Annotated in this window: 26 protein-coding genes; 25 read left to right on the top strand and 1 reads right to left on the bottom strand. The window is 45.8% G+C overall.

Annotated features, from left to right (window positions below; genetic code table 11):
• The first annotated feature begins 37 nt into the window (after positions 1 to 37).
• The 24 genes from recD2 (at position 38) to I6E26_RS03310 (ending at position 20,151) form a co-directional block, all read left to right on the top strand.
• Positions 38 to 2,212, top strand: a complete 2,175-nt coding sequence (gene recD2, locus I6E26_RS03425) for an SF1B family DNA helicase RecD2 (RefSeq protein WP_235320438.1) — start codon at positions 38 to 40, stop codon at positions 2,210 to 2,212.
• Between the two features lie 15 nt (positions 2,213 to 2,227).
• Entirely contained in the window at positions 2,228 to 2,881 is a 654-nt protein-coding gene (locus tag I6E26_RS03420; RefSeq protein ID WP_235320437.1) for a ComF family protein, read from the top strand.
• Between the two features lie 79 nt (positions 2,882 to 2,960).
• A complete protein-coding gene (locus tag I6E26_RS03415) occupies positions 2,961 to 3,356 on the top strand; it encodes a flagellar protein (RefSeq protein WP_235320436.1) in 396 nt (131 codons plus the stop codon).
• Positions 3,357 to 3,586: 230 nt separating this feature from the next.
• Positions 3,587 to 3,865: a flagellar biosynthesis anti-sigma factor FlgM gene (flgM, locus tag I6E26_RS03410; protein WP_235320435.1), complete on the top strand. Its 279-nt coding sequence runs from the start codon at positions 3,587 to 3,589 to the stop codon at positions 3,863 to 3,865.
• 14 nt (positions 3,866 to 3,879) lie between these two features.
• A complete protein-coding gene (locus tag I6E26_RS03405) occupies positions 3,880 to 4,365 on the top strand; it encodes a flagellar protein FlgN (protein WP_235320434.1) in 486 nt (161 codons plus the stop codon).
• A 1-nt stretch (position 4,366) separates the two neighbouring features.
• Entirely contained in the window at positions 4,367 to 4,834 is a 468-nt protein-coding gene (flgN, locus tag I6E26_RS03400) for a flagellar export chaperone FlgN (RefSeq protein ID WP_235320433.1), read from the top strand.
• A 17-nt stretch (positions 4,835 to 4,851) separates the two neighbouring features.
• Positions 4,852 to 6,687 carry a flagellar hook-associated protein FlgK gene (flgK, locus tag I6E26_RS03395; protein ID WP_235320432.1) on the top strand — a complete coding sequence of 612 codons (1,836 nt, stop codon included), beginning with the start codon at positions 4,852 to 4,854 and terminating at the stop codon, positions 6,685 to 6,687.
• 10 nt (positions 6,688 to 6,697) lie between these two features.
• The gene (locus I6E26_RS03390; protein ID WP_235320431.1) at positions 6,698 to 8,521 is read left to right on the top strand and encodes a flagellin N-terminal helical domain-containing protein; all 1,824 of its coding nucleotides are present in this window, start codon (positions 6,698 to 6,700) and stop codon (positions 8,519 to 8,521) included.
• A 58-nt stretch (positions 8,522 to 8,579) separates the two neighbouring features.
• The gene (locus I6E26_RS03385; protein ID WP_235320430.1) at positions 8,580 to 9,206 is read left to right on the top strand and encodes a DUF6470 family protein; all 627 of its coding nucleotides are present in this window, start codon (positions 8,580 to 8,582) and stop codon (positions 9,204 to 9,206) included.
• A gap of 79 nt (positions 9,207 to 9,285) precedes the next feature.
• Positions 9,286 to 9,732, top strand: a complete 447-nt coding sequence (fliW, locus tag I6E26_RS03380; protein WP_235320429.1) for a flagellar assembly protein FliW — start codon at positions 9,286 to 9,288, stop codon at positions 9,730 to 9,732.
• Complete coding sequence (gene csrA / locus I6E26_RS03375) at positions 9,732 to 9,959, top strand: carbon storage regulator CsrA (RefSeq protein ID WP_235320428.1); 228 nt, start codon at positions 9,732 to 9,734, stop codon at positions 9,957 to 9,959. The genes fliW and csrA overlap by 1 nt, the downstream gene beginning before the upstream one ends.
• A 34-nt stretch (positions 9,960 to 9,993) precedes the next feature.
• On the top strand, positions 9,994 to 10,455 hold the full coding sequence (locus I6E26_RS03370; RefSeq protein ID WP_235320427.1) for a flagellar protein FlaG: 462 nt from the start codon (positions 9,994 to 9,996) through the stop codon (positions 10,453 to 10,455).
• Between the two features lie 17 nt (positions 10,456 to 10,472).
• Positions 10,473 to 12,242, top strand: coding sequence for a flagellar filament capping protein FliD (gene fliD / locus I6E26_RS03365; RefSeq protein WP_235320426.1), 1,770 nt, complete (start codon positions 10,473 to 10,475; stop codon positions 12,240 to 12,242).
• Positions 12,243 to 12,265: 23 nt separating this feature from the next.
• The gene (fliS, locus tag I6E26_RS03360) at positions 12,266 to 12,652 is read left to right on the top strand and encodes a flagellar export chaperone FliS (protein ID WP_235320425.1); all 387 of its coding nucleotides are present in this window, start codon (positions 12,266 to 12,268) and stop codon (positions 12,650 to 12,652) included.
• Entirely contained in the window at positions 12,652 to 13,023 is a 372-nt protein-coding gene (locus tag I6E26_RS03355; RefSeq protein ID WP_235320424.1) for a flagellar protein FliT, read from the top strand. Before fliS ends, I6E26_RS03355 begins: the two co-directional genes overlap by 1 nt.
• Positions 13,024 to 13,366: 343 nt before the next feature.
• A complete protein-coding gene (locus tag I6E26_RS03350) occupies positions 13,367 to 13,738 on the top strand; it encodes a hypothetical protein (protein WP_235320423.1) in 372 nt (123 codons plus the stop codon).
• A gap of 83 nt (positions 13,739 to 13,821) precedes the next feature.
• Positions 13,822 to 14,493 carry a F0F1 ATP synthase subunit A gene (gene atpB / locus I6E26_RS03345; RefSeq protein ID WP_235320422.1) on the top strand — a complete coding sequence of 224 codons (672 nt, stop codon included), beginning with the start codon at positions 13,822 to 13,824 and terminating at the stop codon, positions 14,491 to 14,493.
• 48 nt (positions 14,494 to 14,541) lie between these two features.
• The gene (gene atpE / locus I6E26_RS03340; RefSeq protein ID WP_154406142.1) at positions 14,542 to 14,793 is read left to right on the top strand and encodes a F0F1 ATP synthase subunit C; all 252 of its coding nucleotides are present in this window, start codon (positions 14,542 to 14,544) and stop codon (positions 14,791 to 14,793) included.
• A 40-nt stretch (positions 14,794 to 14,833) separates the two neighbouring features.
• Positions 14,834 to 15,337, top strand: a complete 504-nt coding sequence (gene atpF / locus I6E26_RS03335) for a F0F1 ATP synthase subunit B (protein WP_235320421.1) — start codon at positions 14,834 to 14,836, stop codon at positions 15,335 to 15,337.
• Positions 15,331 to 15,873 carry an ATP synthase F1 subunit delta gene (gene atpH, locus I6E26_RS03330; RefSeq protein ID WP_235320420.1) on the top strand — a complete coding sequence of 181 codons (543 nt, stop codon included), beginning with the start codon at positions 15,331 to 15,333 and terminating at the stop codon, positions 15,871 to 15,873. Before atpF ends, atpH begins: the two co-directional genes overlap by 7 nt.
• A 23-nt stretch (positions 15,874 to 15,896) precedes the next feature.
• Positions 15,897 to 17,432: a F0F1 ATP synthase subunit alpha gene (atpA, locus tag I6E26_RS03325; protein ID WP_235320419.1), complete on the top strand. Its 1,536-nt coding sequence runs from the start codon at positions 15,897 to 15,899 to the stop codon at positions 17,430 to 17,432.
• Between the two features lie 16 nt (positions 17,433 to 17,448).
• Positions 17,449 to 18,297: an ATP synthase F1 subunit gamma gene (gene atpG, locus I6E26_RS03320; protein WP_235320418.1), complete on the top strand. Its 849-nt coding sequence runs from the start codon at positions 17,449 to 17,451 to the stop codon at positions 18,295 to 18,297.
• 12 nt (positions 18,298 to 18,309) lie between these two features.
• Entirely contained in the window at positions 18,310 to 19,722 is a 1,413-nt protein-coding gene (atpD, locus tag I6E26_RS03315; protein ID WP_235320417.1) for a F0F1 ATP synthase subunit beta, read from the top strand.
• Between the two features lie 3 nt (positions 19,723 to 19,725).
• On the top strand, positions 19,726 to 20,151 hold the full coding sequence (locus tag I6E26_RS03310) for a F0F1 ATP synthase subunit epsilon (protein ID WP_235320416.1): 426 nt from the start codon (positions 19,726 to 19,728) through the stop codon (positions 20,149 to 20,151).
• Between the two features lie 55 nt (positions 20,152 to 20,206).
• Here the strand turns inward: I6E26_RS03310 and I6E26_RS03305 are convergent, their stop codons facing one another.
• Positions 20,207 to 20,545, bottom strand: coding sequence for a hypothetical protein (locus tag I6E26_RS03305; RefSeq protein WP_235320415.1), 339 nt, complete (start codon positions 20,543 to 20,545; stop codon positions 20,207 to 20,209).
• Between the two features lie 198 nt (positions 20,546 to 20,743).
• Between I6E26_RS03305 and I6E26_RS03300 the strand changes: the two genes are divergently transcribed.
• Entirely contained in the window at positions 20,744 to 22,675 is a 1,932-nt protein-coding gene (locus I6E26_RS03300) for a sigma-54-dependent Fis family transcriptional regulator (RefSeq protein WP_235320414.1), read from the top strand.
• Positions 22,676 to 22,677 lie beyond the last annotated feature (2 nt).

Raw genomic sequence — 22,677 nt, 5'->3', positions numbered from 1 at the left:
GAGAAGCCTTTTTAGGGGGCAGAGAAAGGAGGAGAGCATGGAAGAACTGGAAGCCATGACAGGCGTGGTAGAAAATATTATTTACAGCAGTCCTGATGGTGCTTTTAGCGTATTTCGCTTTAAGCCAGAGGGACAGCATAGCACTGTTACTGTAACGGTGCAGACTACGGCCCCTTTGCAGGGACAGCAGCTGGAGCTAAAGGGACAGTGGATAGAGCATCCCCGCTTTGGCAGTCAGTTTAAGGCTCTCCATATGGTGATTAGCGCTCCCACCAGTCCCCAGGGCATTGAAAGGTTTTTGGCCTCTGGGGTAATCGAAGGGGTAGGCAAGGCTATGGCGGCTAGAATTGTGGCTGTCTTTGGCGGGCAGACCTTGGAGATTATTGAAAAACAGCCCCATCGCCTGCGGGAGGTGCGAGGCATTGGGGCCAAAACAGCAGAAAAAATTCATGCTTCCTATCAGGAAAAGGCTGAGCTGCGGCAGGTAATGCTGTGGTTGGAGGAGCATGAGGTATCTGGCATTTATGCAGGCCGTATTTATGAGAAATACGGCTCTTTTGCGGTGGAAGTTATGGAGCAGAATCCTTACCGTCTGGTACGAGAGGTAGATGGCATTGGCTTTCTGGTGGCAGATAATATTGCCAAGGGGATGGGTATGGATACCTGTGGCCGGTTTAGAGTGTCGGCGGCTCTGGATTTTCAGTTGCAGAAAATTGCTCTTTATGGCCATTGCTGTATTCCTGATGGCCAGTTGGTTAGCGATGTGGAAAAGGGCATTGGGGTTCCCAGGGATATTGTCTGGGAGGTTATGAAGCAGGATTTGGCAGAGGGGCTTTTGGCTCAGGAGTCTGTGGGAGAGGATGTGCTGGTTTATCCAGATTATCTTTACAGGGCTGAGCGAGAAACGGCGCAAAGACTTTTGCAGATTCAGCGGGAGGCTATGCCTGTTTCCGCCAGGGGACGGGGGAAGCTGGTGGCTAAATGGGAGCGTTCCACAGGAATAACTCTGGCAGAGCAGCAGCGGCAGGCAGTGGAGGCTGTGCTGGAGCATGGCTTGTTTGTGCTGACCGGAGGGCCTGGTACTGGCAAAACCACAGTGATTCGGGCTATGCTGGATATATTGGAACAGCAGGGGCTGGAAATCCTATTAGGTGCTCCTACAGGCCGGGCGGCCAAAAGACTTAGCGAGGCTACTCATAGAGGTGCTTGTACTGTGCACCGTATGTTGGAGGCGGGCGGCAATCCAGAGGAGGGTGGCTCTGGATTTGGGCGCAATCAGGATGAACCTTTGGAGGCAGATGTAATTATTCTGGACGAGGTTTCCATGATGGATATTGTGCTGATGAAGCACTTTTTGGCAGCGGTGCCAGATGGTGCCCATTTGATTTTGGTGGGAGATGTGGATCAGCTGCCAGCGGTGGGGCCTGGCTCAGTGCTGCAGGATATTATTCGCAGCGGTGTGGTGCCTAAGATATGCCTGACAGAGGTTTTCCGTCAAAGCGATGACAGCACCATTGTGCTAAATGCCCATGCTATTAATGCAGGGCGGCTGCCTCAGTGCTCCAGAGAAAAGGGCAGTGATTTTATTTTTATTGAGCAGAATAATGCTGACTGGGCGGAACAGCAGATTGTGGCCTTGTGCAAGACCTATCTGCCGAAGATGGGCTATGAGCCTATGTATGATGTGCAGGTGCTTTCTCCTATGCATAGAAATGCCTGTGGGGTGGAGCGGTTGAACCAACTGTTGCAGAATGCCATGAATCCATTGCAGGAGGATATGCCAGAGGTGGTAAATGGCAGTCGCAGCTTCCGCCTGGGAGATAAGGTAATGCAGAATAAAAATAATTATGACAAGGGAGTATTTAACGGGGATATTGGCTATATTGTGGATTTGGAGCCGGGACGGATGCTGGTGCATTTTGGTGAGGAGCTGGAGGCGGAATACGAAAGCTCGGAATTTAACCAGCTGCAGCTGGCCTACTGCATGACGGTACACAAAAGTCAGGGCAGTGAATATCCAGTGGTGGTACTGCCTTTGGTGTCAGCTCATTATATTATGCTGCAGCGGAATCTTTTGTATACGGCTGTTACCAGAGCTAAGAAGCTGGTGATTTTAATAGGTTCCAAGGCGGCTCTTAATACTGCCGTGGAGAATGATAGAACCAGAAAGCGTTATACCCTGTTGGCGGAAAGACTGGGACATAGGCTGTAGAAATGAGGGATTGGCATGGTGGAGTGGCTTTGGAATTTACTTTTTCCTCCCAAGTGTCCCGGCTGTAATGACTATGTGGAGCATCAGGGACAGTGGTGCAATGAATGTTTGGCCAGAGTGTGCCGACCTCATTTATTGCCCTTGGACAGGGAAATGACAGAGCTTTTTCTTGGTGGCATTTGGGCTTTGGGCTTGTATGAAGGGGAACTTAGGAATATGCTGAGACAACTGAAATATCAGCAGAAGCAGGTGATGGTTCCCGGTCTACATAGTCTAGTGGCAGAGGGGATAGGGCGGATACCTGCCTTGTGGGAAAATTTGGTGGCGGTTCCTGTGCCTCTTCACAAAGAGAAGCAGGCTCAGCGAGGCTTCAATCAAAGTAAGTTGATTTTTCAGAAGCCTTTGGCCGATTATGGTATAGCTACGGAGGATTGGCTGATACGAACCAAGGCTACCAAGCCTCAATATGGTCTGAGTGGAGTACAGCGACGGAAAAATCTCCATCATGTCTTTGAACTGGCTGGGGAAAAATCCTTGCAGGGAAGGAGACTTTTGCTGGTGGATGATATTATGACTACTGGGGCAACCCTGCTGGAGTGTGGTCGGGTGCTGAAAAAAGCAGGGGCAGTGGATATTACAGGACTGGTTGTTGCTTCGGGACGAAAATAGTCCAAAGTAAAATATATTGAATGTATGCTGAAAATCCATTATAATAGGACAAAGGGACAATGGAATAGGAGTGGATTTTATGAATAAGCTGAAAAATTGCTCTGAATGTGGGAGATTGTATATGGAAATTGGTCAAGGCATGTGCCAGGACTGCTTCCGCAAGGAACAGGAAATGGAGCAGGTGGTATACTCCTTTGTTCGGGATCATGATAAATGCAGTATCAAGGAGATTGTTGATGGTACCGGCGTTAAGGAAAAGGTAGTGTTCCGTATGTTGAAAGCTGGCCGGTTTATTGCCAGCGGGCTGGAGATTAGCTATCCATGTCAGGGCTGTGGTGCCCCTATTACTACAGGCAAGCTGTGCGCTAAATGCAGCAAGAATATTCGCAATCAGGCGGAGCGGTTGAAGGCCGAGAAAAATATGAAGAAGGTAGACCGCAGTACGACTATGTACAATACCACTAGAAATAGATAAGCAATGGCAAGGATAATTTTATAGCTTGAAGAGATTATGACAACATCTTTTCATGACTCCCTGAGGGGAGCTTTTTGGAGTTGACAAAATTTTTGATATAGGCTGGCAGGATTTAAGAATCCTGTCTTTTTTTTCGATATTTTTCCTAGAATTAATGATTTGGGTTGGTGTGCCACTGGGAAAGGGCAGACTGATTTTCTCTGTGATAGATGTTTAGGATGGTGAGCAATGTGATTATTAATGGCAATTTGCAGGGCATTGCAGGTGTATATGCTAATGCAGGCAGTAATAACAAGGTTAGTAAGGCCTATCAGCAGTCAGAGCCTGCCGGGGATGATATTCAGATTTCTTCTCAGGGACAGCAGTTTAATGAGATTATGCGTAAGCTAAAGGCTGGCTCTGATGTGCGGATGGACAAGGTGGCTATGTATGAGAATATGCTGGCTGCTGGTACCTATAAGGTTGATAATGGTGCTTTGGCAGACAAGCTGCTGCAGTATCGTTATTGAGATGAGGTAGGGATATGTGGCAGGAATTGGCCAGGATACTGGCCCTTTTAATTAGCAATTACCAAAAGCTGCAGGAGCTGAACAAGGAAAAGCATGGTGTTCTGGTGCTGGTAAAAATGCAGGAGTTGGAAAAGCTGATTTTCAGAGAAGAAGATATTATTAAGGAAATCAATCAGGCGGAGAAACAACGGCAGCAGCTGTTACAAAAAATGGCTGATAGCGGTGTCAAGGTACGGCCTGATATGGAAATGCATCAGGTTTGGGAGCAGTGTCCTAATGCTCAGCAAAAGGAGCTTCTCTATAAGCTGCACAAGATGCTGGCTCAGCTGGTAAAGGATGTGCAGGAGGCCAATGCCAATAATGAAATCCTGATTACCAGTGCCTTGGAGGCTATTAATGCCAAGCTGAACCAACTGGGAGGCTCTATGGTGGAGCCTACCTATGGCAGTCGGGGCCAGGAGCAGGTTATTCATCGCAAGAATTTTAATCTGGAGGCATAAGGTGCAGGAATTTATACAGTTTTTACGACAGCAGCTGGTACTGTGCTTGCGGCTTTTGGAGCTGTCAGGTCAGCAAAGGGAAGCTCTTATACATACAGCAGCTCCTGCAGTACGGCGTCTTACCAAGGAAATCGAGACCGTGATTATAGATTTGAATCTGCTGGAAAAAAGGAGACAGGCTTTTCTCCAACAGCAGAAGGCACAGAGTGCAGTAGAATGGCTGTCAACTCAAAGGGATAGCCTGGAGAAAAATATGGCTCTGCAGCTGGTAGGGAAGCTGGAAAAGGCTCTCAATCAGCTAAAAACTGTGGCTGGAGATAACAAGCAGTATCTTGATAAGAATATGAGCTATATTGATTACAATATAAATGTTCTAACTGGAGCCGTGGCAGGAATAACCTATAGTGCAGCTGAGGCTGGCGGGGTGGGCACTCTGACCGGTACCAAGATGTTTGAAGCAAATATATAATTAGGCAGGTGTAAAAAATGCAGAGTACCTTTTCAGGTCTTAATACCATGGTAAATGGTATCTATACACAGCGACTGGGGTTAAATACCGTTGGTCACAATATCAGTAATTCCAATACAGAGGGATATTCCCGCCAGACTGCTCATGCAGCGGCCACCCCTTCCTCCGAGGTGTATACCTTGGCAGGAGCCAGTCAGGTGGGTAATGGTTCCACAGTTACCTCTGTTATTCGGGCTAGAGATATATATGCAGATCGTCAGTATTGGAAGGAAAATAGTACTGATGGCTACTACAATGGCAAGGCTGATAATTATGCCAAGATAGAGTCTATCTTTAATGATTCTGATAACAGCGGTGTTCAGAATGCTATGGAGAAGTTCTACCAGGCATGGCAGGATTGCTCTACTACGGCCAGCAGTGATACCAGCCGTCAGAATGTTATTAATGCAGGACAGAATTTTGCTCAGAGCCTGCAGATTGCAGCTAAACAGACCAAGGAGCAGATTGATTCCCTCTATGATGATATCAGTCTTAGCGTGGTAAAGATGAACCGCCTTATGGGACAGGTGGTAGAGCTGAATAAGAATATTTCTGGTATTGAAGCCACTGGTGCTCATGCCAATGATTTGCGGGATCAGAGAGATTTGATTGTAGATCAGCTTACCTCTATGACAGATATTACGGTTTATGAATCTGCCAATGGTATGTACACCTTGGTCAGCAACGGTACTACCTTGGTTAATGGCATTACCAAGGTGGATTTGGAAATGTCTGCACCGAAGAATAACACCACCTACAGCCTCAGTGATTATGATATTATGATTAAGCAGACTGGCACGGTGTATACTCCTGGCAATGGTGAGTTGAAAGCTCAGTTTGAGGCTGTAGCTGAGGACAAGGGGTATATAGATCAGGTGGCCAATATGGCGGCCTTTATGTTTACTACCATGAATGACCAGCACAAGGCAGGTTATGGTATTGATGGATTTAAGGATAAGCCTTTTGGCAATGCTAATGCCAAGGATAATGCCACCACTGGCTTGAATTTCTACGGTGAAAGCGATAAGGCTTTCCAGTGGGATGCCAAGACTGGCAAGCTGGCTATGTATGATGTAAATACCGGGGATAAGGAAGAACTTTCTGGTATGCAGATTCTGGAAAAGCTGACTGTTAACAGCGAGCTGACCGCTACAGATGGTCACAAGAAGCTGGCTACTAGAAGCGGAGAACGTAGCGATACAGGCAACATTCTATATCAAACTAAGACTGCTACTGGTACTACTGGTGTTACTAGTAACATAACTACCACAGATGCTAATTTGGCTAAACAGGAAACTGGCGGCAAAAAAATTTATATGGCTCTGAATGGCGGTACTACCACAAATGCCAAGCTGGCCAAGCAAGATGCAGATGGCAATCCATTATATCTGCTTAGCGATATTGAGTTGGATGCTCAGGGTAAGCCTTTGGTAGTAGGGGTTAATGGTACAGGTGATGGCAGCAATGCGGTATGGGTGGCAGCTCTCTTTAACTGTGAGCGGGACAAGACCAGCCCAGAGGTGAACGGCACAGACCGCTTGATTGGTAATGGTTCTCTCTACAGCTATTACAACACCAGCATGACCACTATGGGTTCTGATGCCTCCAATATGAACGGCAGGGTAAAATTCCAGTCTGGGGTTATGTATCAGGTAGAAAATCTCAGAAGTTCCACCAATGGCGTAAATTGGGATGAGGAGCTTAGCAATATGATAACCTTCCAGCAGGGATATTCTGCCTGCTCCCGTTGCTTGTCTGCAATGGATGAATGTCTGGATAAATTGATTAACGGTACTGGTACTGTGGGAAGATAAGGTGATATAGATGCGAATTTCTAGTACAATGATGTCCAATAATTATTTGAAGCAGCTGAACGGAACTTATGAGCAGTACAGCAAGCTGATGGAGCAGGCTGATGGCAGCAAGCTGCATAGAGCTTCAGATAATGCAGTGGGCTATTCCAAATATCTGCGTTATCAGAACAATCAGATTAGCAATGAGCAGTATCAGAGCAATGTTAGCACTGCGGCTAGCTGGATGAAGAATGCGGATGCGGCTTTGGTAAATGTAACTGATTTGTTGCAGACCTTTAAGGCCAAGGTGGAGCAGGGTTCTAATTCTACCAACAATGAGAGCGATATGAAGGATATTGCCAAGGAGCTTTTGGCCAATGTGCAGGAGCAGGTGGCGGATTTGAATACCCAGATTGGAGATCGCTTCCTTTTTGCTGGACAGAAGGATACTACTATGCCTTTTGAAATCAGCGCTGATAAAATGAATAGGGGCGATACCTTTACCTTGGATGAAAAGCAGTCTGCCTTTTTCTCCGGAGCTTCTAATTGGGGTGAGGAAAATACTACTCTAAAGCAGATGCTGAAATTGCAGTGTACTACGGACGATGGAAAAGGAAATAAAATTGTTAGTACATATTATATGAATGTTAATACAGGAGATATTTTTACTGAAGATTTTGTTAAAAATGGCTATAAAAATCAGGAAAATTTTGATGCTGCTCGCGATAGAGTTACCTGTGTAAATGAGTATAGAGATGATGGTAGCAGGAAAGTGTTGCAAAATGATGCCTTGAAAACATTTTTTGGCTCGAAAAATTTGAAAGATTATACTGGTACAATTGACGGTAAATCATATTATGTTGATGGTGCTGGGAATATTTATGATAAAGCAGCAGCTAGTCCAAATGTTGTAGATGTCATTAATGTATTGGAGATACCTGTTAGTGATTTGCAAATACCAAGTAATAATATGTACAACATGAATCAGGCAACTGCCACAGGTCAAGAAATATACTTGAATGATACTCAGCAAGCATACTTTTCTTCGAAAAAGCTGGTACAGTATAAAGATGCAGGTAGTGGATATAATTTCTATGTTGATGAAAAAGGAAATCAATATACTCAGGACACTATAAATGATGCACAGGATTTAAATAAAAACGGTGTATTGGCATTGACTAAAAATCCTTTAACACCGAAGGCAAATTTAAAGGATAAGGCTGTTAATAACTTCCGTGTTAATGATTTCTTCAACGAAAATGGTGTTATTAATACTGCTGGTGAGGTTTTGCAGGTTAAGGATAATAAAGGCAATATTTTAGATTTGGCTGGAGATGGTAAATCTAAAACAGGATTGTCTACCACTAAGCAGTATATTGTTAAATATGCTGGTGATGATAAATACATCTCCATGGTTAAGAAAAATGGCGGTGTAGATAAAGCTACTGATACGGTAAATGTTACTGGTCAGGATATTAATGGCTGTGATCTTTTCGATGTAGGCAATGATCCTCATAGTGGTACAGCCAGATTGAATCAGCTTTTGTACACTGTAGCCAAGATGGATGCTGCGGATTACAAATGGGCTGGTGAGCAGGGCATGACCATTGCTGATAGTGCCCATGCTACAGTGCTGGGTGCTCAGACCAAGATGGCAGCTAGACAGCAGGCCTACAAATCCTCCTCCAGTATGCTGGTAACTCAGAATGAATCCATTACCAGTGATATTTCTGATGTATCCAGTACCGATGTGGCTCAGTTGGCTACCAAGCTGATGGAGTACCAGACAATCTATAGCTTGTCTCTGTCTGTAGGCTCCAAGATTTTGCCAGGTACCTTGGCAGATTATTTGTAATTTGCTGGTCTAAATTGTCTTGGTGATGTATACTTAAATTAGAAAGGATGTGAGGCAGATGGGAATGTTAGATGGTATTGGAGGCACAGGTATCCTGTCCACTATGAAATATGTGAATATTGACCAGAAGCTGCCTCGCATTGGTATTCGCCAGCAGCAGGCTATGGGATTGAAAAACGGCTATGTTCCAGCAGAAATGCACCGGGATTATGAGCCTCCTTTGGCTGATATGGGCGTTAGTCTGGTGAAGGTGGATATTGATTGTTATCCCTGCCGCAAGGCCTATGGTTATCTCAATAATACGGATTTTGCTCAGACCTATGGACAGAAGGGACAGCAGGATATAGCGGCGGCTACCTCCCGTCATACCCAGGAGGGCTGGGATATGGCGAAAAACGGAGCCAAGCCGGGAGAAAGCATTATTGGCCGTCAGAATCGTTCCCACTTCTGGAACCAGGTGGTAAAATGGCCCACCTGGGTGGCCAAGGATATTCCTGATCCGGTATTTACTGTAACCCCTTCGGAGATAAAGGGGCAGATGAATGTGGGACATGATAGATATAGTATTAAGCCTCAGGCCAAGGCCAATATAGATATTCGGGTTGGCGAGGCTGAAACATATATTGCTACGGAAGGCTCCATTCGCATGTGGACCACGGAAGGTCATTATGATATACAGGCATAGGGTGTGAACTTTACAAGTAATTGTCCTGCTTATGATTTGTATGTAGAGGATTGCGAAAATAATTTTTGGAGGCTTTTATATGAGAAAGATAAATACCCGCCGTTTTGGCGAGCTGGAGATTGAGGATCAGGATATTATCAGATTTGCTGATGGCCTGCCAGCCTTTGAGGAGGAGCATGAATTTGTGGTACTGCCTTATGAAGAAGGTACACCATATATGTTTTTGCAATCTTTGACTACTCCTGAACTGGCTTTTCTCATGACGGATCCTTTTGTTTTCTTCCCAGATTACAGCTTTGAACTGGATGATACCAATATGGAGAAGCTAGGGGTGGAGGCAATGGATGATATTCTGGTATGTACCCTCATATCTATTCCGGCTACAGGTATTGCCAATATGACTACTAATCTGCTGGCACCAGTGGTTATTAACAGACACAGCAGAGAGGCTAGACAGGTGGTGCTGGAAAAGACTCAGTATACCACCAAGCATCGACTGTTTCCTAAGAAGAAGGAGGCAGAATAATGCTTGTATTGACTAGACGCCCCCACCAGCAGATTATGGTAGGGGATGATATAGTCATTAATATTGTGGATGTTAATGGCGAAAATGTCCGGGTAGCAATAGATGCCCCTCGGCATGTAAAGATCTATCGGGGAGAAATTTACAGGGCGATTAAGGATGAGAACCGCAATGCAGCGGCGGCACCTGCAGATTTTGATCTGTCACAGGCTTTGCCTGAAAAAAACTAAAGGACTAAATCATTTTTTCTATGGAGGGATAACGATGATTGGAAAGATGCAGGACATGGTAACGGCAGCAGTGGTTGTATCTGCTGCTGATAACAAGAGATCAAGGTATACCAGCGAGACCAAGGCAAGCAGTCAGAATACTCAGTCAGATAGCAATGCTGTTGTTAAGTCAGCGGTTCAGACCGATGGCGTGGATGCCATTAATGCTGCTGGCAACCCTCAACAGACCGGGGATGAACAGCAGGAAAATCAGGATAGCAAAAACCCTCTGTCCCATGAGTTTGTCAGCGAAATGACCAGAGAGCTGAATGAGCTTATGAGCAAGTTGAACTGTGACCTGGAGTTCCAATATCACAAGGAAGTAGGAGTTATGTCCGTAAAGATGGTGGACAAGAACACCAAGGAAGTTATTAAGGAATATCCACCAGAGGAAATGGTGGAAGGAATGATTAAGGCTCAGGAATGGCTAGGCGCCTTCCTGGATAAGAAAGCGTAATAAAGGAGGGACCGGCAATGGGTGCAAACGGAATCTATGGCTTGTCCGGCTCAGGTCTTGACATTGAATCCCTGGTAAAAATGGGAATGATGAACAAGCAGAATCAGTACGATAAGATGTACCAGACTCAGCTAAAGCAGACCTGGGTAAAGGAAGCCTATAACACAGTATATACAGATGTAAAAGCATTTAAGGAAAGCATGTCTACCTTCAAAATGCAGTCCAATATGAGTGCCATGCAGGCAACCAGCAGCAATAATGATGTGGTTAGCGTTACTGCCAATGGTGCGGCTGCTGCCATGAACCACAAGATAACTGTGGAGCAGGTGGCCAGCAATGCCTATCTGATGACGGCCAATGGCCAGAAGATTGACAGAGCTAATAATTCTGCTGCTAATAGTGCATATCTGAAGGATGTGCTTTTTAGTGGAGATGCTACTAAGACTACTGTCGATGGTCAAACCTCTTACCTTGTTAAGAATGATACCACTGGCAAGAATGATACCTTCAAAGGCTCTGATGTAGCTATTTCCATTGAAGTGCAGGATGGCGATGAGGTGGATAGCGATGGCAAGCCTGTTACCCACAAGGTAGAGTTTACCTATGATCAGATATTTGGGGATAACAAGACGCTGAATGATTTGGCTACTGCCTTCTCCAACAGCGGTGCCAATGTTCAGGGTGGCTATGACACTGTCAACGACAGCTTCAGCCTGTATAACAAAACCAGCGGCTCTGCTAACAAAATCGGCTTAAAAGCTAATAACGAGGCATCTGCCAAGCTTCTGAACAAGCTTCATCTGGCCAGCTACGATGGACAGAATAATACCTTGGGCAGTGCAATTACTTTCGAAACAGACAAAATGAATGTAGCTGCTACTGGCACCAATGCCAAGGCTACCATTGATGGCAAGACCTATGAATCTGATACTAACAAGCTGAATGTAGCCAATGTTATCTACAATTTCAATGGGGTATCTGCCAAGAATGCAGATGGCACCTATCAGGCTTCTACCATCAGCGTTTCTCAGGACACTGACAAGATTGTGGATAATGTGAAGAAGTTTGTAGAAACCTACAATACTCTCATTGACAGCCTTAACACTAAGTATAGAGAGGAAAAGAATACTGACTACAAGCCACTGACCAAGAAGCAGGAATCTGAAATGACAGAGTCCCAGATTAACAAGTGGAATGAAAAGGCTAAGTCTGGCCTTCTGTATCATGATAACAATATCTATTCCATTATCAGTGATATGCGGGAAGCTCTCTATACCGAGGTGGATGCGGTGGATACAGTTCTTACCGATGCTAGGGGCAACAAGTATTCTTATAATTCTATGTCCTCTATAGGTATTACTTCCTCCACTAACCAGGGCCATATTACTCTGGATGAGGAAAAGCTGAAGAAGGCTTTGACTGAGGATCCGGATTGCGTGTACCAGCTCTTTGCTTCTGACCAGGATAGTACCTATATCTCTGGCTCTACCAACAAGAACCAGTCTGATACCTACACCAGCAAGAGTGACTATCTCAACACTGGTATTGCCAACAGATTGTACAATTCTATGACCACTAACATTAGGAATCTGGAAAACTATGCCGGCACCAGCAAGGAAACTGATGATGAAAGCTATCTGGGCAAGCTGATTACCAATATGAACACCAAGATGACCAGCTTCCAGACCTTGATGAAGTCCTATGAAAGCAAGCTGTACAAAAAGTATGATGCTATGGAGGTTGCTCTTTCCAAGCTAGGTGCTCAGCTTAGCTATATTACTGGCTAATGGCCTGAAAAAGAGGGAAATATATGATTAATAATGCAGCAGAAGCCTATAAGAGACAGCAGGTTATGACCGCTACGCCAGAGGCTTTAACCCTGATGCTATATAATGGTGCGCTCCGGTTTATGAAGGAAGGGCTGGAGGCTATGGAGGCCAAGGAGTGGGAGCGTTGCAACAACTCTCTCCAGAAAGCCCAGAAGATTATTCTGGAGTTTCAGGCTACCTTGAAGATGGAATATGATATTTCCAAGCAGCTTATGCCTCTCTATGATTATGTTTACAATGGTCTGGTAGAGGCTAATATGAAAAGCAAGCCGGAGAAGGTTACGGAGTGCATGGATATTATCCGTGAGCTGCGGGATGCCTGGGCTCAGGCTATGAAAACCGCTCGTCAGGAAAGAGGTGCTTCCTAATGAAGCCTCCTGTTATGCCTAGACGCCAGTTGGAGTTTACGGATCGCCAGCTGTGGGAAAAGTATTGGATGGTTACTAAGGAGCTTTTGAAGTTTATTAAGGCTGAGGAGATTGATACCTTTTTGAATTTGGTGGATCAGCGGCAGCAGCTGATGGAAATGATGAAGGCTCTGCCAGTGGAAAAGCAGGATTTCCGCCATACGGAGGAATGTGCTCAGCTCAAGGAACAGATTAAGCCTCTGGATATGCAGATTATGTACAAGGCTAGAACCTGGCTGAACAAATCCCGCCGAAACAATACTCAGGTTAGGGCTTATGACGGGATACGGGGAGTTACCAACGGCGGCTATAGTTTTAATCGCCAGCTTTAAATTAAATATTTTGAGAAGGCCACGACAGAAAATGTTGTGGCTTTTTCTTTTACAGCTAAATGGGTTATATTCGATATTTTTTGTAATTCGATTGCATTCAGAACAATATAGTTGAGAATAAAAATCTTTATCTACTGAAACAATGAGGTTCAATAACTAATAATTATTTACATATAAGGTATGTTTATACATACAAAAAAATAAATAAATAAATTTAATTATTTTACACAATAGCGATGTATTCTCTGAAAAGATATGTTATAATGAAACGGTTAGAGGGCGGATTATATTTCTGCCAATTTATTAATATTCAATCGAAGATGCTCTGCATCGGAGGAGGAATATGAGGGAAATTTTTTTGACAAAGGCCAGGCCACTGGCAAAGTATCTCATTGCTGGTACGGTGCTGATTGTGGTGAATCTATGGGCTGCTGGCAAGCTGGAGCTGCTGGCTGGTCTATTAGCAGGCTATGGCCTTGGCATGGTTTGGTATGGTGTAATGTTCGGCAGATTGTGGCGCAGCGGAGATATGACTATCGCCCAAGCCAAGCAGCATGTGGTTATAGGTGCAATCCTACGATTGATGCTGATGGCGGTTGTATTTTGGGCTGCGATACAGGTGTCCTTTGGACAGTTTCTGGCCACGGTCACAGGCTTTGGCATAGTGTATATGCTGGGCATGGTAATGCTGATTCTATCAGCCAGACAAATGTAGAGGCTTCCCCAATATTTTGTCAAAGGAATTTCAAGTGGTGTGACAGACTTAGAGTCTGCACAACAAAAGGAGGTAGAGGTTCTATGCACGAAATCGGTGTTCGCGAAACAGTGCAGTTTGCCGGACTGACCTTCAATTGGGAAACACTGGTGATGACCTGGATAACCATGGCCATTGTTATAGCAATTGGTTTTTTGGCTTCCAGAAGTCTTAAGCTGGTGCCTACCGGAGCTCAGAATGTAGTAGAAATTCTCATTGTTTGGCTCCGTGAACAGGTTCACAACAATTTGGGAACCAGAGGGGATTTTTTGACACCTTTGATTGTTACCTTGTTCCTGTTCCTGGTAATTTCCAACTGGCTAGGTCTGGTGCCACAGATGGCATCTCCGACAAATGATCTGAACACCACCTTAGGTCTGGCTCTCCTGATGGTTCTGATTGTCCACGTTCTGGGTATCTACATGAAGGGCATGCATTATATTCAGCATTTCTTCAAGCCAGTAGCCCCATTTGTGGTTATCAATGCCATTGAGGAGGTAGCAAAGCCTATCACTCTGTCCTTCCGTCTATTTGGTAACATTATGGCAGGCGAGATTCTGATTATCATCCTGCTGAAGCTGGTACCAATCTGGATGCCTATACCATCTGTTGTATGGCTGGCTTTCAGTATCTTTATCGGCGGAGTTCAGGCATTTATCTTCACCAGTCTGTCCTTGGCATATCTTGCCAATGCAGTCAAGGAAAGTGAAGACTAAGGATTTATCTATTTTTATGAATTGGAATGTAAGAGGAGGATTTTTCTAATGGAAAACGCAATTATGGTAGCAGCAGCTCTGCTGGGTGCAGGTATTACTATGGGTTTGGCAGCAATCGGTGCAGGTCTTGGCGATAGCCTTGTTGCTAGCAAGTTCATCGAGGGCTTGACTCGTCAGCCAGAGGCTAAGAACGTGCTGTTCACCAACACCCTGATTTCTATCGGTCTGGTAGAGTCCATGGCAATTATTGCTACAGTTATTGCCCTGATTATGCTCTTTGCAAATCCGCTCATCAAATAAGAGACTATTTGAAGTGTGATTTTTAGAGGAGGCAATAGAATTGATAGATATAAATGCAACACTGGTTGCTCAGATGCTGAACTTCTTGATTCTGGTTGTCGTTCTCCGCTTGGTGGCCTATAAGCCTATCGTAAAAATGCTGAAGGAGCGCGAGGAGCGCATTGCTGGCAGCATTGAGAAGGCTGATGCTGATATGGCAGAGGCTGAAGCTGTCCTGAAGGATTACAAGGCACAGCTGGCTAGTGCTCGTGTCAAGGCACAGGATATTATGGATAAGGCAGAAAAGCGTGCTCAGGATGAGCATTCTGCCAAGATTCAGGAGACTCATAGCGAAATCAAGCAGATGAAGGAAGCTGCCCAGCAGCAGATTCAGCGTGAGCGTTCCCAGGCTGTAGAGCAGTTGAAAAGCCAGATGGTGGTTCTTTCAATGGCTGCAGCTCAGAAGATTGTTTCCAAGAATATGGATGCTGCTGAGAATGAGGCCCTTATTGGCGAGTTTATTGATCAGCTGGATAAGGACAAAATTGGTGATCTGCCATGCTAAATATACAGCTTGCCCGTAAATACGGGACGGCAATCTTTGAGATTGCCAATGAGGACAATAAGCTTGAGGAATATGGCCGTGAGCTTGCCGATGTAAGTCAGGCTCTATTTGCTCAGGCAGAATTGAAGGACTTCCTGACCAATCCCCAGATACAGCCGGAAGATAAGAAGCAGGTGCTTCTCAGGCTGTTAAAGGATCAGGTTTCACCTATGATGATGAATTTCCTGCTCCTGCTGGTGGACAAGCGCCGCATTGTGCTGCTGGAGGCTATTAACGACTGCTATCAGGAGCTGTCCAACAAGGCCCAGGGTATCATCGTTGCAGATGTTACTACGGCTTATGAATTGAAGGCGGAGCTTCGGAGCCGCCTGAGCAGCAAGCTGGAGTCTGTAACCGGCAAAAAGGTACAGCTCCGTACTCATCAGGACCAGTCCATTATTGGCGGCGTGGTGGTAAAGATTGGTGACACCCGTATTGACGGCAGTGTTATCGGACGCTTGCAGGCTCTCAAGGCTGAATTGATGGCAAGTAATTGATAAAATTGGGGTGACAGCGAAGTATGAAGATGAATCCGGAAGAAATAACAGCCATTATCAAGGATCAGATCAAAAATTATGCTGTTGATCTGAATGTTGATGAAGTTGGCTCTGTTATCGAAATCGGTGACGGTATTGCCCATATTCATGGCTTGAACAAGGCCATGGCTGGCGAGCTGTTGGATTTCGGTAATGATATATATGGTCTGGTTCTGAACCTGGAGCAGGACAACGTAGGTGCCGTTATTCTTGGCGGTGAAACCGAGATTAAGGAAGGCGCTCAGGTAAAGAGAACTGGAACTATTATGCAGGTTCCTGTAGGTCAGGCCATGATTGGCCGTGTAGTAGATGCCTTGGGCCGTCCTATTGATGGCAAGGGCCCTATTCCTACTACTGAGACTCGTCCAGTTGAGTTTAATGCTCCTGGTATTGCAGACAGAAAGTCTGTACATGAGCCTCTCCAGACTGGTATCAAGGCATTGGATGCTCTGGTACCAATCGGCCGTGGTCAGCGTGAGTTGATTATCGGTGACCGTGGTACTGGTAAGACTGCTATTGCCGTAGATACCATTCTGAACCAGAAGGGCCAGAACTGTATCTGCGTATATGTAGCTATTGGTCAGAAGGCTTCCACCGTAGCCCGCGTGGTAAAGACCTTGGAAGATGCCGGTGCTATGGAATATAGTATCGTAGTAGCTGCTACAGCTGCTGATTCTGCTCCTTTGCAGTATCTGGCTCCTTATGCCGGTGTTGCTATGGCAGAGTATTTTATGTATAGAAAAGATGAGAATGGTCAGGGCGGCCACTGTCTCTGCGTTTATGATGATTTAACCAAGCATGCTGCGGCATACCGTGCTATGTCCCTGCTGCTCCGCAGACCACCAGGACGTGAGGCATATCCAGGCGATGTATTCTATCTACATTCCCGTCTGTTGGAGCGTGCTGCTAAATTGTCTGATGATCTGGGTGCAGGCTCTATTACTGCACTGCCAATTATTGAGACTTTGGCAGGTGACCTTTCCGCATATATTCCTACCAACGTAATTTCCATTACAGATGGTCAGATCATGCTGGAGACCGATGCTTTCTATTCCGGTATCCGTCCTGCTATCAGCGTAGGTCTGTCCGTATCCCGTGTAGGTGGTTCCGCTCAGATTAAGGCTATGAAGCAGGTTGCTGGTACCATGCGTCTGGATTTGGCTCAGTATCGTGAGCTGGCAGCATTCTCCCAGTTTGCTTCTGATCTGGATGCCGCTACCAAGGCTCAGCTTGACCGTGGTGTCCGCATGGTTGAGACTTTGAAGCAGGCTCAGTATTCTCCAATGTCTGTAGAGGATCAGGTACTGGTTATCTTTACTGCTGTTCGTGGCTATCTGGTAGATATTCCTGTAGAGAAGGTAGTAGCCTTCCAGGATGAGTACCTGAAGTTCATGCATGCAGAGCATCCAGAAATCGGTGAGAAGATTGTTCAGCAGCAGAAGCTGGATGATGCACTGGAGAAGGCTATTTCCGCGTCTATTGAGGAATTCAAGGAAACTGTAACATACAAAATGGCATAAGGCGAGGTGATTTTATTTGGCTAGTTTACAGGATATACGCCGTCGTATCAAGAGCGTAAAGAGTATTCAGCAAATCACAAACGCTATGAACATGGTTGCAACCTCTCGTTTGCGCAAGGCAAAGGAGGCGGCTGTGGCCAACAAGCCTTATGCAGATAAAATGGCACAGGTAGTATCAGATATCGCTGCCAATGCAGGGGATTTTACTCATCCTCTGCTGGAGGCGCGCCAGGAGGGCAAAAAGCTGATTCTGGTAATGGCTTCTGACAAGGGCCTGGCTGGTGCGTATGCCAGCAATGCCTTCAAGGAGGCTGTGGCTGGTATTGAGGACAAGTCCAACACTGAAATCGTGGCTGTAGGCCGCAAAACCGATGCTTTCTTTAAAAATCGGGATTATGAGGTGGCCAAGTCCTATATTGGTATCAGTGAGCGTCCTTCCTATGATAATGCCAAGGAGATTGCTGTAGACCTGATTTCCAGATTTGTTTCTGGGGAGGTCAAGGAAATCTCTATGGTTTATACCCGTTTTGTGTCAGCTATCAGCTGTGTTCCTGAGACTGTTCAGCTTTTGCCTTTTGGCAATTTGGCTGGTCAGGGTGGAACCCATGCCGAGTACATCTATGAGCCGGATGCTCAGTCTGTACTGGGCTATATGCTGCCACAGTATCTGGTAACTACAATCTATGCCGCTCTTTTGCAGGCTGCAGCCAGCGAGCTCAGCTCCCGTATGAATGCTATGAGCAATGCTACGGACAATGCACAGGAGCTTATCGCAAAACTTGATTTGCATTATAATAAAGTTCGTCAGGCCGGTATCACTCGCGAGATTACAGAAATCGTGGGCGGTGCTGAGGCACTGAAATAAGGGGGTTTACCATTGGCAAAGGGTAAAGTCGTACAGGTTATTGGACCTGTCGTAGATATTGAATTTCCTGCAGGTCAGCTGCCGGAGATCCTCAATGCAGTTACAATCCAGGGTAAAGCCAGCGATGTGAATATTGATCTGGTAGTAGAGGTTATGCAGCATCTGGGTGATTGTGTTACCCGCTGTATCGCTATGAGCTCTACTGATGGTCTCACCCGCGGGATGGAGGCTGTTGATACTGGTTCACCTATTAAGGTTCCAGTAGGCGACGCCTGCCTTGGTCGAGTATTTAATATTTTGGGACAGACAGTTGACCACAATCCTGAGCCTGTTGGCAATAAGGAGTTCTGGCCAATTCATCGTCCTGCACCAAAGTTTGATGAGCAGGAGACTTCCACTCAGATTCTGGAGACTGGTATCAAGGTTGTTGACCTGATTGCTCCATATTCCCGTGGTGGTAAGATCGGCCTCTTTGGTGGTGCCGGCGTAGGCAAGACAGTTCTTATCATGGAGCTGATTCATAATATTGCTACCCAGCATGGTGGTTATTCCGTATTTGCTGGTGTAGGTGAGCGTACCCGTGAGGGTAACGACCTGTGGTCTGAGATGACTGAGTCCGGAGTTATTGACAAAACAGCTCTGGTATATGGTCAGATGAATGAGCCACCAGGAGCACGTATGCGTGTTGCTCTGACTGGCTTGACCATGGCTGAGTATTTCCGTGATGTACAGGGCCAGGACGTGCTGCTGTTCATCGATAATATTTTCCGTTTCATTCAGGCTGGTTCCGAGGTATCCGCACTGCTGGGCCGTATGCCTTCCGCAGTAGGTTATCAGCCAACCCTCAGCACTGATATTGGTGCTTTGCAGGAGCGTATTACCTCCACCAAGAAGGGTTCCATTACCTCTGTACAGGCTGTATATGTACCTGCCGATGACTTGACTGACCCTGCTCCAGCTGGTACCTTTACCCATCTGGATGCAACTACAGTATTGTCTCGTCAGATTGCAGAGCTGGGTATCTATCCAGCCGTAGATCCATTGGATTCTACTTCTCGTATTCTGGATCCTAATGTTATTGGTACAGAGCATTATGAGGTAGCCCGTGGCGTGCAGGCTGTATTGCAGAAGTACAAGGAGCTGCAGGATATTATTGCTATTCTGGGTATGGAGGAGCTGTCCGATGAGGATAAGCTGACTGTTGCTCGTGCCCGTAAGATTCAGCGTTTCCTGTCTCAGCCATTTGCTGTAGCCGAGGTATTTACCGGCACTCCTGGTAAGTATGTAGAGCTCAGGGATACCATCCGTGGCTTCAAGGAAATTCTGGAGGGTAAATATGATGACCTGCCAGAGGCTGCCTTCTACATGGTAGGCGGTATCGAAGAGGTTGTGGCAAAGGCGGAGCAGCTGAAGAAGGAGGGTTAATCAATGGCTACTATTAAGCTAGAGATTGTATCTCCTGACAAGGTTGTTTATACAGCCGATATAAATATGCTGATTGTTCGTTCCACAGCTGGCGAGCTGGGTATTCTGCCTAAGCATGCTCCTATGGTTACAGGTTTGATACCTCATGCCATGCGGGTGAAGATTGATGGCACAGAGTCCCTGATTGCTGTGGCTGGTGGCTTTATGGAGGTTCAGCCGGAGAAGATTACGGTGTTGGCTTCTGCAGCAGAGCTGCCTGTGGAGATTGATGTTCTGCGTGCCCAGAAGGCATATGATAGAGCAAGAGAGCGTCTGGAGGCCTTCAAGAGTGGTCGTCAGACTGATCCACCTATCGACAACAAGCGTGCTGAGATTGCCTTGCAGCGTGCGATGGCCCGCCTCAGAGCCTGTGGCAAATCAATCGAATAAAAAAGCGTAAAAAAATACGATGTTCGAACCGAACATCGTATTTTTGTGTAATTCTTTATTTGAAAAACTGTAAATATACGCTGTAGCCTAGCATAACAATGGAGCCTAGCAAGAGTGTTGAGCTGACAGCAATCAGGCATTTGCGAATATTTTCGGAGAGATTGGTAAGGCGGCGATTGAGATAAACAATTACCATACCTGCTACCATGAAGCCATACATAGCACGGCCAATATCATCCATAGTATTCCAGCCTATTGCCAAAATAACCAGTGTTAAAGCAATCAGCACCAAAAGCAGTGCATCACGGCTGGCCTTTGGTTTCAGGTCAGTCTTGCTCTGCTCCGCTTCCTTTGGATGCAGCTTGTTCTGAATTTTCTTATATTGAGTTGCCATTTGAGAACCCCCGTCCCTTTCATATTAAAAACACTATATTATTGTATCATATACTATTGTTATTTGCAATTTTCAATCGGACTTGGAGAAAACATATATTGTCATGCCGTAGGCCTTAAAGAAAGCGTTCTGACAAAATAAATTTGCAGTAAAAAACTGCTAATGATAGAATAAATGGTATGAAGGAGAGGATGCTGCATGGTACGAGGCCCAAGAAATAGAGAAAAACTGCAAGGCTATTATGATTTATATATGAAAACAGGCCAGATTGACCCCAATGTAAATCCGGAAATTGCAGCTTCCTGGCAAAAAAGTCGTGAGTTAAATCCTCCTACAGATAGAATCCGTACTGATTGCCGCCTATCTCCTGAAACCTTTGCCGCCAGACAAAAGCTGCATCGGGATGCTATGATGTATCTAAAGCATCTGACTACCGGTCTAAGGGATTTTTTCAAGGAATATGATATTAGTCTGTTGCTTTTAGACGATGAATGTGTGGTGCTAAAAAGCTATTCCATGCCTTTCTATCAGATGACTCCGGGAGAAATTGAAGGAGTACGGGTTGGCTTGGAGCAGATAGGCACCAGCAGTGTTAGCATGGCTTGTGAGCTGCAGACTCCTTTCTGGGTATTTGGCCCAGAAATGTGGATAAGGGAATCTCATGATAGCGATGCTTGTTCCGCACCAGTTTTTGTGGACAATAAAATGTGCTATATTATAACTATGGTGGGGATGCATTACGAAAATATGCCTCAGGAGGCTGTTATGGCCTTTATGAAAACCTTGGTATATGGCATGGAGAAGTATTTGCAGCAGCAAAAGCGCTTGAATGCTCAGGAAATGCTCTTGGATGTAGTGCCCTTTGCGGTATATCATGTTTTGGAGGATTCCAATGTATCCTATGCCAATAAGCTGGGGTTGCAACGGTTGCGAAAAATCGGTGTAGGCCGTAAGGAGCTGCGGAATCTGGATATAAAGCTGACGGATATGGTGATTAATTATAAGCATACACCTATCTATAAGGGCTTGCAGGGGATTTCCAGCCATAACAAGGAGGTAACCTGGATTACCCAGCACAAAACCTATGAGGATATTACCACCGTGGTGCCTGTGGAAAGGGATATTCACGACAAGGTGAAAAGTGTTGTGACGGTTTCCATGCCTATAGAAGATCTTCGTACTATGGTGGCTCATGCTGCAGGTTTTACCGCCAAGTACAGCCTTAGCTCTCTGGTATGTGATGAGGAAAGTGCCTTTGCCTCTGTGAAGGCCAAGGCTCAGCGGGTGGCTAAGAGCAAGAAGCATATCTTGCTGCTAGGTGAAGCAGGTACAGGCAAGCAGCGGATGGCTCATGGTATTCATCAAGCCAGCCGTCAGGCTCAGGGCCCTTTTATTATCTATCAATGCGGGGATAGCACGCCGGATATTATGGAGCAGGAGCTTTTTGGTATCAGCGTGAACAAGGATGTAAGCCATCCCGGGAAGCTGGAGCTGGCTGACGGAGGCACTCTGTTTATTGATGATATTGAAAAAATGCCTATGGATTTGGCCCGTACTCTGGCTGCTACGCTGGTAACTATGGAATCCAGACGGGTAGGGGAAAGCACCAGCCGTCATATTAATGTGCGGATTATTGCTGCCTGTGATGGAGATCTAAGACGCTATGTGGAGCGGGGAGAGTTCCCTCAGGAGCTTTTGAATATTGTTGCTGGCCATACTATTAGGCTGCCGGCTTTGCGGAACCGCAAGGAGGATATAGGGGCCTTAGCCAGCCAGATGCTAAAGGAGCTGGCGGCTATGCATCAGGTGCCTGTGAAGGTGCTGACGCCGGAGGCTGTGGAAAAGCTTTTCTCCTATGATTGGCCGGGAAATATTAAGCAGCTGCAGAATGTTATGGAGTCAGTATTTTTCAACACTCCCGGTACCTTGGTTAGCCCGGATGATGTGGACTTTACCTGCAGCGCCCGCAAGGGACGTCCTTGGAAAGAGGACAAGGAGGTATTTGTTCAGCTTTGGTCTGTGGCGGGAGGCAATATCAGCCGTTTGGCCAATATGCTGAATGTAAGCCGGGTAACATTATATAGATATTTAAAGAAGTTTGGTCTTGATAAGACAATTTTTGATAAGTAGAG

This window comes from Anaerovibrio lipolyticus, assembly GCF_021531495.1.
In the GTDB taxonomy this organism is placed as follows: domain Bacteria; phylum Bacillota; class Negativicutes; order Selenomonadales; family Selenomonadaceae; genus Anaerovibrio.
Note: the sequence above shows the minus strand (reverse complement) of the source record. Positions and strands in the feature narration are given on the sequence as shown.

Bases quoted from the DNA above. Each gene is read 5' to 3' on its own strand.
- atpE (WP_154406142.1), top strand. From the start codon at position 14,542: ATGGAAAACGCAATTATGGTAGCAGCAGCTCTGCTGGGTGCAGGTATT.
- fliD (WP_235320426.1), top strand. From the start codon at position 10,473: ATGGGTGCAAACGGAATCTATGGCTTGTCCGGCTCAGGTCTTGACATT.
- csrA (WP_235320428.1), top strand. From the start codon at position 9,732: ATGCTTGTATTGACTAGACGCCCCCACCAGCAGATTATGGTAGGGGAT.
- I6E26_RS03310 (WP_235320416.1), top strand. From the start codon at position 19,726: ATGGCTACTATTAAGCTAGAGATTGTATCTCCTGACAAGGTTGTTTAT.
- recD2 (WP_235320438.1), top strand. From the start codon at position 38: ATGGAAGAACTGGAAGCCATGACAGGCGTGGTAGAAAATATTATTTAC.
- I6E26_RS03420 (WP_235320437.1), top strand. From the start codon at position 2,228: ATGGTGGAGTGGCTTTGGAATTTACTTTTTCCTCCCAAGTGTCCCGGC.
- I6E26_RS03355 (WP_235320424.1), top strand. From the start codon at position 12,652: ATGAAGCCTCCTGTTATGCCTAGACGCCAGTTGGAGTTTACGGATCGC.
- flgK (WP_235320432.1), top strand. From the start codon at position 4,852: ATGCAGAGTACCTTTTCAGGTCTTAATACCATGGTAAATGGTATCTAT.
- atpB (WP_235320422.1), top strand. From the start codon at position 13,822: ATGCACGAAATCGGTGTTCGCGAAACAGTGCAGTTTGCCGGACTGACC.
- I6E26_RS03370 (WP_235320427.1), top strand. From the start codon at position 9,994: ATGATTGGAAAGATGCAGGACATGGTAACGGCAGCAGTGGTTGTATCT.
- atpH (WP_235320420.1), top strand. From the start codon at position 15,331: ATGCTAAATATACAGCTTGCCCGTAAATACGGGACGGCAATCTTTGAG.
- I6E26_RS03305 (WP_235320415.1), bottom strand. From the start codon at position 20,545: ATGGCAACTCAATATAAGAAAATTCAGAACAAGCTGCATCCAAAGGAA.
- I6E26_RS03300 (WP_235320414.1), top strand. From the start codon at position 20,744: ATGGTACGAGGCCCAAGAAATAGAGAAAAACTGCAAGGCTATTATGAT.
- I6E26_RS03405 (WP_235320434.1), top strand. From the start codon at position 3,880: ATGTGGCAGGAATTGGCCAGGATACTGGCCCTTTTAATTAGCAATTAC.
- I6E26_RS03385 (WP_235320430.1), top strand. From the start codon at position 8,580: ATGGGAATGTTAGATGGTATTGGAGGCACAGGTATCCTGTCCACTATG.
- I6E26_RS03415 (WP_235320436.1), top strand. From the start codon at position 2,961: ATGAATAAGCTGAAAAATTGCTCTGAATGTGGGAGATTGTATATGGAA.
- atpA (WP_235320419.1), top strand. From the start codon at position 15,897: ATGAAGATGAATCCGGAAGAAATAACAGCCATTATCAAGGATCAGATC.
- I6E26_RS03350 (WP_235320423.1), top strand. From the start codon at position 13,367: ATGAGGGAAATTTTTTTGACAAAGGCCAGGCCACTGGCAAAGTATCTC.
- fliW (WP_235320429.1), top strand. From the start codon at position 9,286: ATGAGAAAGATAAATACCCGCCGTTTTGGCGAGCTGGAGATTGAGGAT.
- I6E26_RS03390 (WP_235320431.1), top strand. From the start codon at position 6,698: ATGCGAATTTCTAGTACAATGATGTCCAATAATTATTTGAAGCAGCTG.
- fliS (WP_235320425.1), top strand. From the start codon at position 12,266: ATGATTAATAATGCAGCAGAAGCCTATAAGAGACAGCAGGTTATGACC.